The following is a 15782-nucleotide window of genomic DNA, read 5'->3' as shown; positions in this document are numbered from 1 at the left end:
AATGAGAAAAACCCCCACTGATTAAAGTTTCACTTTATCTTTCGCACGCACTATTAGCATGCCCCATCATATAAAAAGCCGATTTCATAATATTGAAATCGGCCTACGTCTTAGAAGGAAAATGACTGCGAATCGTCTCAAGTGCATGTTCTTTAACAACTTGTTTGCCGTATTCACTCACGCGGTGAACCGTTAAAGTAGATTCTTCTCCATATTCTAAAATAATACTTAAAATACGGTCAATTTCTTCTTCATCGTGTAGCACTTCGTCAAATTCAACATATACATAATAGCGGTCTTCAAACGAATATAGTTCATCTTTTATATCTTCAAATACAAGACGATGACTTAACGAAATAACGTCTTCAAAATCGTCAAATTTAATTAAAAAGCCAAACGTTCCGTCTTCGTTAAAAGGTGTTCCCGCTTCTACCTCTTCCTCTAACTCTTGTTGAAATAGCGATTCAATTCGCTCATCTAGAGGGATATCGATAATTTTATCTAGACCTATTGGTAATTCTAATTTTTGTCCATCTTTTGAAAGCTGCGCTTTCGTTACAAGCACTTCAATCCCTTTATCCATCGCTTGTACTTGAATCCATAATGGCCCATCAATAAAGAAATCATCGTAATCACGAGCTTCATCCATCATTTCCCAAAACAATTGTTCACTTCGTTCACGATTGTACCAAATTTCTTCTCGATTAAACCCTCTATCTTCTATATCAACGTACGTAATAAAAAATTTCATCGTATGATCGTTAATTCTTTCAATGTCCAAAATCCAACTCTCCCTTCCTATTTGGAATTGTTATGAAGGGACTCCCCACTCATATGACAAATCAATAGATTCTTGTACTTTCATTTTATGATAAGATTCTCCAGAATGGAAATAAAATTGTTTTATTTTACAAAAACAGTCATTCACCTAGATTATCCTGCACTAATCATTATAATTCCTTACCCTTATATATTCCATTATATACACTCATGATATAAAGTGAAACTTCTATCAGTGGGGGTTTTGCGGGATAAACTTCATCATTCCTCATTCATACGGGGAAACTTTAATCAGCCCACACCAGCCTTGTTTACTTCTGCTGAATTTTGAGGTGGGAGTCTTATATCTTGCAAATAGCGGAATAAAAAATTGGACATACAATTACACCTAGCACCGTACAATTGTAATAGAGCGGGTCAAGCTTTTTCGTTTCATACATATATCCAAACTGTACTCTTTATTAAAACGGAATAAATGGAGGCAAAATGATGGAGTTAGATTTTTTGACATCTATACTAATGATTGTCGGTATCGATGTTGTATTAGGCGGTGATAATGCAATTGTAATCGCGCTTGCAAGCCGAAACTTACCTGAATCTAAACGGAATAAAGCTATTTTAATTGGTACGGTCCTAGCAATCGTACTGCGAATTCTCCTTACAATACTGGCCGTGTACTTACTAGACATTCCTTTCTTACAACTTATTGGCGGCATCTTACTTACACTAATTGCCGTAAATTTACTTACTGATAATAGCAATAATCTTTCTTCTATACAAGGAAAGACGACATTATTTCAAGCAATTCGTACAATTGTATTTGCCGATCTCGTTATGGGTTTTGATAATGTCCTTGCGATCGCTGGAGCGGCTCATGGAAATTTCACACTCGTCATCATCGGATTATTAATTTCCATTCCCATTATCATTTGGGGAAGCAAACTCATCTTACTATTTATGGAGCGGTTTCCTTTTCTTATTTATTGCGGGGGAGCAATTCTTGCTTACACAGCCGGAAGAATGGTCACCCATGAAGTGAGGCTTGCAAACTTTTTCCAGCATAACCCTACCTTTACAACAAGTATACCCTTCCTCTTTATTTTCACAGTATTAGCTATTGGTTTTATTGTTCAGCATATCAGATTAGGGAATGCAAATTGACCACTCCCACGGCTGAAGCGCGTCGGCTTTCCAGCTCACAAACCCTGTAATGAATATATATATGCGAAAACCTTCTACTGTAAGGTAGAAGGTTTTCATATACATAACTTGTATTGTTAATTTACTAGACGCTGTGCTTCACGTAATTGAAAGGTTCTTACTGTACGTGGTAAGAAGCGACGAATTTCATCTTCGTTATAACCTACTTGCAGGCGTTTTTCGTCAATCATAATCGGGCGACGTAAAATGCCTGGGTAGTCACGAATCATCTTATATAAATCTTGAAGTGGTAAAGATTCTAAGTTAACATTCAACTCTTGGAAAACTTTTGAACGAGTTGAAATAATCTCATCCGTTCCGCTTTCTGTCATGCGTAAAATTTCTTTAATTTCCTCAATCGTTAATGGATCGGAGAAAATATTACGTTCTGTATAAGGAATATGATTTTCCTCTAGCCATAATTTCGCCTTTCTACAAGACGTACAACTTGGAGAACTATATAGTGTTACCATACAAGACTCACTCTCCTTAAAGAGTACAAATTCTGTACTAATTACAGTTTAAATTTCTATTTTCCAGCAATTCTTCACTATGACTTGTCTTACAGCAAAATGAAAAATCGCCTTACATGTAAACAACAACTTTTAAGCAAGTAACTCTTATTAAACAACAATTACTTTAAATAAGTAACTTCTATAATCATTATACAATAGATTCTGAAAGAAATATACAGTAAATTTCCTTTCCAACAGGAAAACTCATCTTTCATTAAGCTGAAATTTTCATGGACTTTCCATGGAACAAATCCTTCTGTTTTATTAACATATATACCTTTCCTGCTACTTCTTAACATGTTCATAGAAGCTGTCCATCCAATCAACCAGTTGCTAAAGATAACGTTTTCTTACCCTTTTCATCACAAAACCGCAGTAAAATGTAAGACATATCCATTGATACATTACCTCAAAAAGAACATTTGTTCCCGTTTCATTTTATCAAATCTCCCAGTTACTGTCTATACCATTTTCAAGTAAAATATTTATTTTCTAACTTTTCTTTCTTTTTAACTTTTTTTCTCATACAATAAAAATATAGACAGGCAAAGGGGGATTCCATATGGTTGCTTTTTTTATTGATTTTGCCATTGTCGCTACCCTCGTCATTGGAATCACAGCATTGATTGGCGTCATTACAAATGGTATTGGTGAAAAATTATTTGGCCGGAAAGAAAAAATGAAATTTGTTAATAAAAGTGCAGAAGTGCAATCTGGTTGGAAGCAAGTTGGCGGAAAAGGGATTTATAAAAAAAGTACGTATTAAAAAGAAGCAGGAACATACCTGCTTCTTTTTTTGATAATTATTCAACTGATGCCCATTTGAAGCTTAAGTCTCCGCCGTAATTATGCTTATAAATATCTTTAACCGTTCCTCTTTGTAAGTAAGCCACACTACGTTGGTATACAGGCGCAATTGCCGCATCATCCATCAGCAGTTTTTCTGCTTCCAGTAAACTATTCCAGCGCGCTTTTACATCGCTACCATCTGTCTTCGCCTTCATAATAATTTCATCGTATTTCGGATTAGAATATTTCATTTTATTTTGCGCACCATCTGTGACAAACAGATCAAGGTACGTTACTGGATCTGGGAAATCTGGGCTCCATCCAGCAAATGTCATGTCATAGTCTCCGTTTTCCTCAAGTTTAAGCTTTTGTGCAAATGGCTGTTGCTTAATTTTCAGCGTGAAACCTGGTAAGTTCTTTTCTAGTTCTCCTTTTAAATATTCTCCTGTTTTCTTAGATAAATCTACATCTTCATTTAATAACTCAATTTCAATTTTGTCTTTCCCTAATTCTTTTTTACCTGCTTCCCAATATTTCTTGGCTTCTTTTGCATTTGCTTTTACTAACTCGCCATTTTCAGCTCGGAAGTCCTTTTTATTTGGTCCTGTAATAAATTTACTTGGAATTAATCCTGTCGCTTCAGTAGAGCCGTTATTTAAAATCGTTTCAACAAGCGGTTTACGATCAAAAGCAAGAGAGATTGCTTTACGTATGTTTTTATTTGCTAAAGCTTCGTTTTTCTGATTGAAACGAAGGAAGAATACAGAAGCTTCCTGTGCAGTTTTAAAATCTTTGTCCCCTTTATATTTATCAACAAACTCAGATCTCAAAGTAACACGATCGATTGCTTTTGTGTCATATAGATTGATCGCTGTTGCTAAGTCTTTAACAATATTAAAATTCACTTCTTCTACCTTCACTGTTTTATTGTCCCAATATGAAGGGTTTTTCTTAATTTGGAAACTTGTCTCATGCTTCCACTCACTTAATACGAACGGTCCATTATATAATGTTGTATTTGCTTCTAAACCAAACTTGTCTCCCTGTTCTTTCGCATACTTTTCATTTACAGGATAAAACAGAGGATAAATCATTAAGTTTTCAAAATAAGGAACTGGATGCTCAAGTTCTACTTCTAATGTATAATCATCAATGGCTTTTATACCTAGTTGATCTGGCGTCATTTCTTTTTTATTAATTTTTTGCGCGTTCTTTACATCAAACATAATATATGCTGATACCGCTGCTTTATCAGGATTAATCGCTCGTTGCCATCCATATACAAAGTCTTTCGCTGTTAAAGGGTCTCCGTTAGACCACTTCGCATCTTCGCGTAATTTAAACGTATACTTTTTACCATCTGCTGATTTTTCGCTTGATTTCGCTACACCTGGAATGAGCTTATCTCCTTTTTCAAGACGGTATAGCCCTTCCATTGTATTATTCATCACGCGTGATGATACCGCATCAGCTGATAACGCTGGATCCATCGTTGGAATTTCTTGTGTTTCCGTCATATTGATGACTTGTTTTCCTGTATTTTTCTCCCCTTTTGCTTTCGCCCCTGGCTCATCTTTTTGATAACTACATGCCCCTAACATCATGCTCATTGCCAATGTCGATGCTACAAAAACTGGTACTTTTTTCTTCATTCTGCTACCCCTCCCAAAAATGTTAACCCTTTCATTTTCAAACAAAAAGAAATATATGTATGTTCTAATAATTCATATTATACATATAAATATATTCTTTGTATATTTATATTTCTATTTTATTAAAATTTTCTGTTAACATTTCATTTTCTGTAAACGTTTTATATTGCGTATTTTTGTGCTTTAAATACTAAATTTATCAATTTTTATAATTATCAAAATTATAAAAGTATAATTAATTTTATATCACATAATATCTTTTGTATAATTATTCTCTTTTAAAATAAAATCAATCTGTAGCGACTCTATCGTTTTCTCCTGCATCTTATATTAAACTATCACGATTTTCTAACAAACAAATCACAGCTTTGAAAACAAAACCCGGGGATTCTTCTATGTTTAATAATAATAGTTTATTTTGAAAACACTACATTTAAAAAACGCCAATCATGCTATTCAATAATCAGACCATTTAATGGAGTGAGACTTATTGAGCTAACTGGCAGAATAGTTGAAGAAGGATATTGGTATAACAGCATTACCTAAGGTCATAAACATTATTAATATTAGTCACTTATTTGATTAGAAAGCATTTATGAAACTTATTTTCTTGACTCCCACATATACTGTTTAATAACTATATTTTAACCCCGTCCTAAATTTAGAACGGGGTTATGCTTATTTGAGTTTGTATTTTAAATAACTTTATTGTCAATTCACACCACTCCTTTTCTCCTTTTCGTTTCATGCGGCATGAGGCAAAAAAAGGATCTAACCGCTTCTATGTTTGGATGGATCCTCTCTCCCACCTAAAAGAAAGAGGGTCTCTGTCAAGGTTTTAATTCATACTTATATATTTAAAAAATACAACTCTAATAAATAGTTGTTAACCGCGTTACAAAATAAATGCAAGTGTTGCTAAAGTGTGTTAAGATACATTTTGTTTCAAAATGGATATCGGAAAAGTGAGGGATGATATGACAGAGATCACATCCAAAAAAGAACAAGAACAAAAGTTAAATTTATTCTTCTTAACATGGCCCATTTTTTTAGAAGTTTTTCTTTTTATGTTAATGGGGATTGCTGATACTTTTATGCTAAGTGCATTATCAGATGACGCAGTATCAGGTGTTGGAGCTGCGAATCAATACCTTCATATCGCAATATTAGTACTAGAAGTACTCGGAAACGGTGCCGCGATTGTTGTTTCTCAATATCTTGGTTCCAAACGATATATGGAAGCTTCAAAAATATCAGCACTAGCAGTAACCTTAAATTTAGTAGTTGGGCTCATCATAAGCGCTATTTTTCTTCTATTCTCAAAACATATGATGATGGCGATGAATTTACAAGGTGACGTATTAACCTACGCACAAAATTATTTATCCATTGTTGGAGGAGCTATTTTTCTACAAGCTATTATTAATTCATTAGCAGCAATTATCCGTGTACATGGATTTACGAAACAAGCAATGTTTATTTCACTCGGAATGAATATTCTTCACATTGTCGGAAATTATATACTTATTTTCGGAAAGTTTGGCATGCCTGAACTCGGTGTTCAAGGGGCTGCTATTTCCTCTGCTTTTAGCCGACTTATCGCACTCATTGTTTTCTTCTGGTTACTATATCGCGTCATGGAATACCGTGTAAAATTAAAATACTACTTCACTTTATCAAAAGAATATGTAGGAAAGATCTTAAAAATTGGTATCCCATCAGCTTTTGAACAAGTTATGTACCAAGCATGTCAAATTGTCTTCCTATATTACGCAACATACTTAGGAGCAGAATCATTAGCTGCAAGACAATACGCAACAAACATTTCCATGTTTACTTTCCTATTCGCTATCGCGATTGGAATGGGGACTGCGATCATTGTCGGTCGTTTAGTTGGCGGCAATGAGAAGGACGAAGCATATGTACGCGTGTGGAAAAGTGTAAAGTGGGCCATCAGTGTTACGTTATGTATGGTTATTCTTGTCATGACATTCCGCACGCAGTTAATGGGGTTATTTACAGATAATCCTCACGTTATCACTTTAGGATCAACTGTTCTTTTATTAAGCATTCTGTTAGAGACTGGCCGGACGATGAATATTGTCATCATTAATTCACTGCGTGCAGCAGGTGATGCGAAATATCCTGTTTTAATTGGAGCATTCTCAATGGTTTTAATGAGCTTACCACTCGGCTATTTTTTTGTTTTTCATTTAGATATGGGACTTCCAGGTATATGGTTAGCGATTGCTATTGATGAATGGACGCGTGCCATCATCATGTTCTTCCGCTGGAAGAGCAGAGCCTGGGAAAATTATGCGCTTGTTAAACCGGAGACTTCTGAAGAGTCAGCTTAAGCTTAATATTAATGAAAACGGATTGGAGAAAGCCTTCTCCAATCCGTTTTTTTATGTCGTTCTTTGTCGGAACGTCGATATCCCTTGTCAAATCCTCGATATATTTCAATTTGCGCCGATATATTATGAGAAACAGTCGATATATTTGAGTTTGCGTCGATAAAATTTCATTTACTATTTGAAACCAATAGTAGATTCCACTTATTCTCTCCTTTTGTTTTCACTCGGCATAGAGCGCTAAAAAAGGCACTGACCACTTCTATGCTTGGGCGGATCCTCTCCCTCCCAAAAAGAAAGGTTTTTCTATCAATAAATAGAAAAAAATAGAAAAGAAGCGACCTCTCCGGCCGCTTCTTTCTATTATTGGTAGATTTCTTTATATTTCTTGTATTCTGCTTCAGAACAAAGAACGAAATGTCCTGGACGAATTTCTCGCATCTTTGGCTCTTCATTTCCGTATTGATGCTGAGATGGATCATATACGATACGCTTACGATTGCGCTCGTAATCTGGATCTGGAAGCGGAATTGCTGATAATAGTGATTTTGTATACGGATGAATTGGATTCTCGTATAACTCATCACTACTTGTTAATTCAACAATTTGACCGCGGTACATAACACCGATGCGATCACTGATGTATTTTACCATGGATAAATCATGGGCGATGAATAAATATGTTAAACCTTTTTCTCTTTGCAGTTGTTTCAATAAGTTTACAACTTGCGCTTGAATCGATACGTCAAGTGCTGAAATCGGTTCATCCGCAATAATAAATTCTGGTTCTACCGCAAGTGCGCGAGCAATTCCGATACGTTGGCGTTGTCCACCAGAGAACTCATGTGGGAAACGGTTCGCATGCTCTTTATTTAAACCAACTGTGTTTAATAATTCATGCACACGATCCATACGTTCTTTTTTGCTTTTTGCTAAACCGTGAATATCAATGCCTTCTGCAATAATATCTCCAACTGTCATACGAGGATTTAATGATGCATATGGATCTTGGAAAATCATTTGCATCTTACGATTAAATTTCTTTAATTCTCCACGTGATTTTTTACCATGTACGTTTTCACCATCGAACAACACTTCACCAGCAGTTGCATCGTATAACCTGATAATTGTTCTTCCAGTTGTTGATTTTCCGCAACCAGATTCTCCTACAAGTCCAAATGTTTCACCGCGGAAAATATCAAATGAAATATCGTTAACCGCTTTTACAACACCACCACTCACGTTAAAGTGCTGCTTCACATTTTTAACTTCAATTAATTTTTCACGTTGCTTAGTCATGTTGTTCACCTGCTTTCATTTGAAGAATTCGTTTCTTAACGACTTCTGGCGGATCTACTTCTGGAGCTTGCTCGTGAAGTAACCATGTTGCCGCATAATGTGTGTCACTTACTTTAAAGAATGGTGGTTCCATTTCAAAGTCAATTTTCAGTGCCTGTGGGTTACGTGGTGCAAATGCATCCCCTTTCGGCGGTTTTAATAAATCTGGAGGTGTTCCAGGAATTGCGTACAACTCTGCTTCTGAACCATCTAAACTTGGCATAGATGCGATTAATCCCCATGTATATGGATGTTTCGGGTTGTAGAAAATCTCATCAACCGTACCAATCTCAACAACTTTACCAGCATACATAACCGCAACTCTATCAGCAACGTTTGCCACTACGCCTAAGTCATGCGTAATGAAAATAATCGCCGCTTCTGTTTTCTGTTGAATATCCTTCATAAGCTCTAAAATTTGTGCTTGAATTGTAACGTCAAGTGCTGTTGTCGGCTCATCCGCAATCAATAATTTCGGATTACAAGCTAGCGCCATCGCAATAACAACACGCTGCCTCATACCACCAGAGAATTGGTGCGGATATTGCTTTAAACGTGCTTCTGGGTTTGGAATTCCAACAAGGTCAAGAAGCTCTAAAGCCACTTTACGAGCATCCGCTTTGCTCATGCCTTGGTGTTTAATAAGACCTTCCATAATTTGATTACCAATTGTCATCGTTGGGTTCAATGATGTCATCGGATCTTGGAAAATCATTGCAATTTCTTTCCCACGCACAGCCTGCATTTCTTTTTCCGTTAATTTTGTTAAATCACGACCATCAAATACAATTTCTCCATTTTTAATACGTCCTGGAGGGTTAGGGATTAATCCCATTAGCGCTTTCGAAGTAACTGATTTCCCAGAACCAGATTCTCCTACAATCGCTAATGTTTCTCCCTTTTTCAAATCAAATGTAACTCCGCGAACAGCTTGTACTTCACCAGCATGTGTATCAAAGGAGACTTGTAAATCTTTTACCTCTAACAATGTTTTCATTTTTACTTCTCCTTTCTCGTTTACTTACGCATTTTTGGATCTAACGCATCGCGTAATCCATCTGCCATTAAATTAAATGCTAAAATTAACATACTGATAACAACCGCAGGGATGAACATCATATGTGGATACGTTTGAATTGACTTATATCCATCATTTACAAGAGACCCAAGTGATGCAGTTGGTGGCTGAATACCTAGCCCGATGAAACTTAAGAACGCTTCACCAAACACCGCTGTAGGAATTGTAAACATTGTCATAACGATAATTGGTCCCATTACGTTCGGAATTAAGTGTTTCACAATTAATTGTGTATTTGTTGCACCTAATGTACGAGATGCTAATACATATTCTTGAGTTTTTAATTTTAATACTTGTCCACGTACAATCCGCGACATTCCAATCCAACCTGTAATTGCCATCGCGAATGTGATTGATAAAATACCCGGATCCATAATGATTACCATTAAAATAACGATGATTAAATATGGAATACCATTGATAATCTCCATAATACGCTGCATAATGTTATCTACTCGTCCGCCATAGAACGCTGAAATACCACCGTATGCAACCCCAATTACTAGGTCAATTGCTGCTGCTAAAAGAGCGATATATAATGATACGCGTGTACCTTCCCATGTTCTTGTCCAAAGATCACGACCAAGATCATCTGTACCGAACCAGAAATACTCTTTAATATCACGTTTCTCATATTGATCAACACCATATTGATCTGTACCATCAAATGGTAACCAATGAATGTTTTCTAATACTGGAATTTTAGGCGGCATCTTTGCACGGCCTAAATCTTGATCTTTATAAGAATACTTACTCATCATTGGTCCAAAAATTGCCATAAGCGCAATCAAAACCAATAGGATTAGACCAAACATTGCTCCTTTATGTTGAAACAAGCGTCTTCTTACATCTTGCCAAAACGTTAAGCTTGGACGGGCAATGACTTCATTATCAACATTACTTTGATTGGCTGGTTGAAATAAATCTGGAGATAATTTTTGTAAATCTTTCATCATTTTTTCCCTCCCGCTAAACGAATACGAGGATCAATAATTCCATATAGAATATCCACGATAAAGATAACTAAAATAAAGATTGCACTATAGAAAATTGTTGTCCCCATAATAACTGTATAGTCATTTAATTGGATCGATTTAACGAATTGTTCCCCAAGTCCAGGTACAGCATAAATTTGCTCAATAACTAGTGTCCCTGTAATTAATCCTGCAACCATTGGCCCTAAAATTGTAACAACTGGAATCAATGCGTTACGAAGCGCGTGTTTTATAATAATAACACCTTGACTAATTCCCTTTGCTTTTGCTGTTAAAATGTAATCAGCTTGCATAACTTCGATTAACTCTGCACGAGCAAAACGCGCGATTGTTGCAGTAACAGCCATTGACAAAGCAACTGTAGGCATGACTGTAAATTCAGGTCCTTTCCAGAATGCTACTGGGAACCATCCAAGTTTTACCCCTACAAAGTATTGTAGTAATGCTGCGAATACGAATGATGGTACCGACATTCCGAGTACAGAAATAATGGTTGCCCCATAATCGACCCATGTATTATTACGAAGCGCTGCAATAATCCCTAAGATTAAACCGATAAATGTTCCTAACATGATTGCCTGTAAACCAAGCTGTGCTGATGGTCCGATACGATCGACAATCATATCCGTTACAGGACGGTTATCGTACTGGAATGATACTCCTAAATCACCTTTTGCTAAGTTTCCTAAGTAGCGTGCATATTGCACTGGTACTGGATCATTCAAACCATATTTCTCCAAGATGATTTCTTTTTGCGCCGGAGATAATTTCTCTTGGTTCTTAAGTGGAGAACCCGGCAGTAATTTCATTAAAAAGAATGTCAGCGTAGTAATTAAAAATAATGTCAAAGCCATATACACGAAACGTTTTAATGCATAACGTCCCATAGTCAAGCACCTCCCCATTTTCTCAAAAGCAATAAGATAGTTTCAAATATTCTAACTTTTATTTTTTTAAAATAAGAGTATATGCCCATCATAGGCATATACCCTTATTCATGATGGAAACCATTTTTATTTTTTGACTTCAACCCATTTGTAGCTAAATTCGCCACCATATTTATGTTCTAACAGCCCTGTAATCGAGCTGCGTTGTAAATATGCTTTTCCTGGTTGATATACTGGAGCAATTGCTGCATCTTCAAGCAGTTGTTTTTCTGCTTTTAGCAGTGTATCCCAACGAGCTTGTACATCTGTCTCCACTTTTGCTTTCTTAATTAATTCATCATAAGCTGGATTTGCATAGTTGACTTTGTTTTGTGCATTTCCTGTTGTATACATATCTAGAAATGACATTGGATCCATATAATCTGGACTCCATCCTGCATATGACATTGCATAATCTCCACTTGCTTCAAGTTTTAATTTTTGTGCAAATGGCTGCATTTTCATTGAAATTGTTAAGCCTGGTAAATTCTTTTCAAACTGCCCTTTTAAATACTCGCCAATTTTCTTAGCATCATCTGTATCAAAGTTCAGCAACTCTAGATCTACTTTATCAACACCAAGTTCTTTTTTACCAGCTTCCCAATATTTTTGAGCCTCTTTTATATCTTCTTTTATAAGCTTACCATTTTCTTCGCGGAAGTCTTTTCCACTTGGCCCTTTCGCTAAACCATTCGGAACAAAACCGTATATCCCCTGTGAACCATCATTTAAAATAACTTTTCCGATGTTTTCACGTTCAAAGGCCATCGATATTGCTTTACGGATGTTCTTATTTGCTAAGAACTTGTTCTTTTCATTTAAACGAATAAACTGCGCGGAAGGTTTCTTAATTGTCTTAAAATCAGAATCTTTTTTGTATTTATCTACAAATTCTGATGTCAATACGACACGATCAATTGCTTTTGTCTCATATAAGTTTATTGCAGTTGAACGATCCTTTACAATATTGAAGTTTACTTCTTCAAGCTTCACTACTTTATTGTCCCAGTATGTCTCATTTTTCTTAAGCTGGAAACTTTGTTCATGTTTCCACTCATTTAAAACAAATGGACCGTTATAGAGCGTCGTATTAGATTCTAATCCAAATTTATCTCCTTGTTCTTTTACGAACTTTTCATTTAATGGATAGAATGTTGGATATACTGTTAAGCTAACAAAGTAAGGAACAGGGTTGTCTAACTCCACTTCTAGTGTGTAATCATCAATTGCTTTTACGCCAAGTTCTTCGACTGGCAACTCTTTTTTATTAATTTTTTCGGCATTCTTTACATCGAATAATATGTAAGCAAATTTCGCACCTGTATTTGAATCAACAGCTCGTCTCCAAGAATAGACGAAATCTTTAGCTGTTACAGGTTCCCCATTAGACCACTTCGCATCATCGCGTAATTTAAATACATATTTCTTGCCATCTTCCGTTTTCTCGTAAGACTTTGCCACACCTGGAACGAGTTTATCGTCTTTCCCAAGGCGATATAATCCTTCCATTGTGTTATTCATTATATTGGAAGATGCTGCATCTGTTGATAACGTTGTATCCATTGTCGGAATTTCAGCAGTTTCAGGTAAATTTAGCACTTGCTTACCTGAGCTACTTGATCCTTTTACACTTGCTTTCGTATCTTCTTGTTGATAGCTGCAAGCTGCAAGCGCCAAGCATACTGACCGTCAATGTCGATGCAAGTAATAGCGGTATCTTTTTCTTCATGTTGTACTGCCTCCCCTATTTGCACTTCCTGTACTCTCACTTGTTAAAAGATAGAATTGAAAGAATAATCTCCAAGTTTCTACAATTTTCATTATACATATAATACGACGATTGTGAATATAGTTTTTTGTTTTTTTGTTAAAATTTTTAATAAATTATTTATTTTTTTTATTTTTTGTAAAGGGTTAACTTAACATTGCTCCCATCATATTGAAATAAAATACATAATTGCGTATAATTTTCAAAAAATTATTTCTAGTACTTATTATAACTTTTATAGTATAATAATTCTAGTAATATTTTGACGGAGGTGAACATTTTGAATAGAATTTATTTTCGCACTAGCATATTACTATTATTGGCAATAATCGCTTCTATCATCGGAGCATTCCTGGCTTCAACGCATTATTTGTTGAATTTTGTCAATATTATGTTTTATATTGCGTTATTTTTTATTATTTTAGGCGGTTTTTTATTTCTATTTCAAAGGGGATTTTTCAATATAACGATGTACGCTTTCCAAAGAGTGTTTGGAACAAATAAAAAAGTAGAGTCTTTAATTGAAGGAGAAGAACCAGCAGTAGATAAAAAAGAACGCATCTATAAAACGTACTCTTTCGCCTGGACATACCCAATCTGCATGACAGGTGTCCTTCTAGGCATCGCCTCTACAATCATTAGCTTTACTATTTTGATGTAGTTTGCAAACAATTTTCCATATGATATAATTACTTGCAAAACATTTTGTTATAAACAAGCGCAAGTGGCTCGCTCAGAATGCGAGGAGGATGGAGCTCCTAACGTAGAGGCGCTCTTTGCCTCGCAGAAAGGCGCGAAGCCACCGAGTATTCTTGCCACTGGGGTTGGATTACATAAAAAGCGCAAGTAGCTCGTTCGAAATACGAACTAGCTTACAATAAATTCATATGTATGCGATGAAAAAGAAGAGTACATATTGCAGCAATTTCAGAGAGCTTGTGGTCGGTGCGAACAAGTAATTGTACAGTATGGAATGGGCTTTTGAGCACCAAACCGAACCGAAAGAAGTAGGCTTTGGCGTTACATCCAGACGTTATAATGGATAAAAGAGATTTCACGATTTGTGAAATAATTAGGGTGGTACCGCGGTCCATTCGTCCCTAGATACATTGGGGATGAATGGGCTTTTTTGTATTAAAAAAGCGGAAGCGGCTCATATTGATCCACTTCCCTCACCCTTCACCAATACATACAAATTTCAAGGAGGAATTACCGATGTCAGTTATTTTTTCTGGTATTCAGCCGAGCGGAACAATTACGCTTGGAAACTATTTAGGAGCAATGAAACAATTTACAGAATTACAAAACGAACATGATTGTTATTTCTGCATCGTAAACCAACATGCCATTACAGTAGCTCAAGATCCTGTACAACTTCGTAAAAATATTCGTAGCCTAGCTGCACTGTATGTAGCTTGCGGTATTGATCCTGAAAAGGCAACTTTATTTGTACAATCAGAGGTGCCTGCACACGCTCAGCTTGGATGGATTATGCAATCTATCGCATATGTTGGAGAATTAGAGCGCATGACGCAATACAAAGACAAATCATCTGGCAAAGAATCTGTTCCAGCTGGATTACTTACGTATCCACCATTAATGGCAGCTGACATCTTACTGTACAACACTGAGATTGTGCCAGTTGGTGACGATCAAAAACAACATATGGAATTAACACGCGATTTAGCAGAGCGTTTTAACAAACGTTTCCGCGAAGTATTTACAATTCCAGAAATCCGTATTCCAAAAGTAGGCGCACGTGTTATGTCATTAACAGAGCCTACGAAAAAAATGAGTAAATCTGATCCAAATCCAAAATCAATGATTAGCATGCTTGACGATCCAAAAACAATCGAAAAGAAAATTAAAAGTGCCGTAACTGATTCTGACGGCATTGTAAAATACGATAAAGAAAACAAACCTGGCATTTCCAACCTATTAACAATCTACTCTTCCTTCTCAGGCAAAACAATTGAAGAAATAGTAGCTGTATATGAAGGAAAAGGATACGGCGACTTTAAAGGCGACTTAGCTCAAGTAGTCGTAGAAGCAATTCGTCCAATTCAAGAAAAATATAACGAACTCATCAATTCTCCTGAATTAGATGAAATCCTTGACAAAGGTGCCGAAAAAGCAAACCGCGTTGCCTTCAAACAACTACGCAAAGTAGAAAATGCAATGGGACTAAGCAGAAAACGTAGGTAATAACAAAAAGCGGAGGCGACTGCTTAGCCCTGGGTGGCTAAGGTTCTTTCCCACAGAAGGCGCTTTTTGCCTTCTCGTGGGGAAGGTTCTTAGACGCGAAGGGCTAGGAGCCGGAGCTGGATTACTACAAAAAAAAGAGCAGTCGCCTCCTCAAGCTAGACAAAATTAAAAAACCGCCAAAT

The 15782-nt window shown here is 36.2% G+C and carries 12 protein-coding genes, 2 pseudogenes and 1 other annotated feature; of the genes and pseudogenes, 5 read left to right on the top strand and 9 right to left on the bottom strand.

Annotated features, from left to right (window positions below):
* Nucleotides 1-103 precede the first annotated feature (103 nt).
* Complete coding sequence (gene mecA / locus HRG09_RS03255; RefSeq protein WP_174099332.1) at nt 104-781, bottom strand: adaptor protein MecA; 678 nt, start codon at nt 779-781, stop codon at nt 104-106.
* Between the two features lie 488 nt (nt 782-1269).
* Between mecA and HRG09_RS03250 the strand changes: the two genes are divergently transcribed.
* A complete protein-coding gene (locus HRG09_RS03250) occupies nt 1270-1941 on the top strand; it encodes a TerC family protein (RefSeq protein ID WP_174099331.1) in 672 nt (223 codons plus the stop codon).
* Nucleotides 1942-2057: 116 nt separating this feature from the next.
* Here HRG09_RS03250 and spx read toward each other — a convergent pair whose 3' ends face one another.
* Complete coding sequence (spx, locus tag HRG09_RS03245; RefSeq protein WP_000258267.1) at nt 2058-2453, bottom strand: transcriptional regulator Spx; 396 nt, start codon at nt 2451-2453, stop codon at nt 2058-2060.
* A gap of 604 nt (nt 2454-3057) precedes the next feature.
* Here spx and HRG09_RS03240 point away from each other — a divergent pair.
* Nucleotides 3058-3261 carry a hypothetical protein gene (locus tag HRG09_RS03240; RefSeq protein ID WP_174099330.1) on the top strand — a complete coding sequence of 68 codons (204 nt, stop codon included), beginning with the start codon at nt 3058-3060 and terminating at the stop codon, nt 3259-3261.
* A gap of 37 nt (nt 3262-3298) precedes the next feature.
* Here the strand turns inward: HRG09_RS03240 and HRG09_RS03235 are convergent, their stop codons facing one another.
* Complete coding sequence (locus HRG09_RS03235) at nt 3299-4936, bottom strand: peptide ABC transporter substrate-binding protein (RefSeq protein WP_174099329.1); 1638 nt, start codon at nt 4934-4936, stop codon at nt 3299-3301.
* A gap of 977 nt (nt 4937-5913) precedes the next feature.
* Here HRG09_RS03235 and HRG09_RS03230 point away from each other — a divergent pair.
* A complete protein-coding gene (locus HRG09_RS03230) occupies nt 5914-7293 on the top strand; it encodes an MATE family efflux transporter (RefSeq protein ID WP_174099328.1) in 1380 nt (459 codons plus the stop codon).
* A 360-nt stretch (nt 7294-7653) separates the two neighbouring features.
* On the opposite strand, the gene HRG09_RS03225 is transcribed toward HRG09_RS03230, so the two are convergent.
* The 6 genes and pseudogenes from HRG09_RS03225 to HRG09_RS29480 all read right to left on the bottom strand — a co-directional run bounded on the left by HRG09_RS03225 (nt 7654) and on the right by HRG09_RS29480 (nt 13565).
* Nucleotides 7654-8589, bottom strand: coding sequence for an ABC transporter ATP-binding protein (locus HRG09_RS03225; protein ID WP_174099327.1), 936 nt, complete (start codon nt 8587-8589; stop codon nt 7654-7656).
* A complete protein-coding gene (locus HRG09_RS03220) occupies nt 8582-9625 on the bottom strand; it encodes an ABC transporter ATP-binding protein (protein ID WP_174099326.1) in 1044 nt (347 codons plus the stop codon). The genes HRG09_RS03225 and HRG09_RS03220 overlap by 8 nt, the downstream gene beginning before the upstream one ends.
* Nucleotides 9626-9645: 20 nt before the next feature.
* Nucleotides 9646-10662, bottom strand: a complete 1017-nt coding sequence (gene opp3C / locus HRG09_RS03215; protein WP_174099325.1) for an oligopeptide ABC transporter permease — start codon at nt 10660-10662, stop codon at nt 9646-9648.
* Complete coding sequence (gene opp3b, locus HRG09_RS03210; protein ID WP_174099324.1) at nt 10659-11588, bottom strand: oligopeptide ABC transporter permease; 930 nt, start codon at nt 11586-11588, stop codon at nt 10659-10661. The genes opp3C and opp3b overlap by 4 nt, the downstream gene beginning before the upstream one ends.
* A 126-nt stretch (nt 11589-11714) precedes the next feature.
* Nucleotides 11715-13356, bottom strand: a pseudogene (locus HRG09_RS03205) (peptide ABC transporter substrate-binding protein).
* Nucleotides 13353-13565 (bottom strand): annotated as a pseudogene (locus HRG09_RS29480) (hypothetical protein). The pseudogenes HRG09_RS03205 and HRG09_RS29480 overlap by 4 nt, the downstream one beginning before the upstream one ends.
* A 155-nt stretch (nt 13566-13720) precedes the next feature.
* Here HRG09_RS29480 and HRG09_RS03200 point away from each other — a divergent pair.
* Together HRG09_RS03200 and trpS are read left to right on the top strand one after the other, a co-directional pair.
* Nucleotides 13721-14056: a DUF3899 domain-containing protein gene (locus HRG09_RS03200; protein WP_375335746.1), complete on the top strand. Its 336-nt coding sequence runs from the start codon at nt 13721-13723 to the stop codon at nt 14054-14056.
* 226 nt (nt 14057-14282) lie between these two features.
* Nucleotides 14283-14500 (top strand) — a binding site (T-box leader).
* Between the two features lie 110 nt (nt 14501-14610).
* Nucleotides 14611-15600, top strand: a complete 990-nt coding sequence (trpS, locus tag HRG09_RS03195; RefSeq protein WP_174099322.1) for a tryptophan--tRNA ligase — start codon at nt 14611-14613, stop codon at nt 15598-15600.
* Nucleotides 15601-15782: the final 182 nt, after the last annotated feature.

Source organism: Bacillus sp. Xin1, from assembly GCF_013314535.1.
Lineage (GTDB): Bacteria > Bacillota > Bacilli > Bacillales > Bacillaceae_G > Bacillus_A.
This window is presented reverse-complemented; position numbering and strand designations above follow the sequence as displayed.

Bases quoted from the DNA above. Each gene is read 5' to 3' on its own strand.
- HRG09_RS03250 (WP_174099331.1), top strand. From the start codon at position 1,270: ATGGAGTTAGATTTTTTGACATCTATACTAATGATTGTCGGTATCGAT.
- spx (WP_000258267.1), bottom strand. From the start codon at position 2,453: ATGGTAACACTATATAGTTCTCCAAGTTGTACGTCTTGTAGAAAGGCG.
- HRG09_RS03240 (WP_174099330.1), top strand. From the start codon at position 3,058: ATGGTTGCTTTTTTTATTGATTTTGCCATTGTCGCTACCCTCGTCATT.
- HRG09_RS03235 (WP_174099329.1), bottom strand. From the start codon at position 4,936: ATGAAGAAAAAAGTACCAGTTTTTGTAGCATCGACATTGGCAATGAGC.
- HRG09_RS03230 (WP_174099328.1), top strand. From the start codon at position 5,914: ATGACAGAGATCACATCCAAAAAAGAACAAGAACAAAAGTTAAATTTA.
- HRG09_RS03225 (WP_174099327.1), bottom strand. From the start codon at position 8,589: ATGACTAAGCAACGTGAAAAATTAATTGAAGTTAAAAATGTGAAGCAG.
- HRG09_RS03220 (WP_174099326.1), bottom strand. From the start codon at position 9,625: ATGAAAACATTGTTAGAGGTAAAAGATTTACAAGTCTCCTTTGATACA.
- opp3C (WP_174099325.1), bottom strand. From the start codon at position 10,662: ATGATGAAAGATTTACAAAAATTATCTCCAGATTTATTTCAACCAGCC.
- opp3b (WP_174099324.1), bottom strand. From the start codon at position 11,588: ATGGGACGTTATGCATTAAAACGTTTCGTGTATATGGCTTTGACATTA.
- trpS (WP_174099322.1), top strand. From the start codon at position 14,611: ATGTCAGTTATTTTTTCTGGTATTCAGCCGAGCGGAACAATTACGCTT.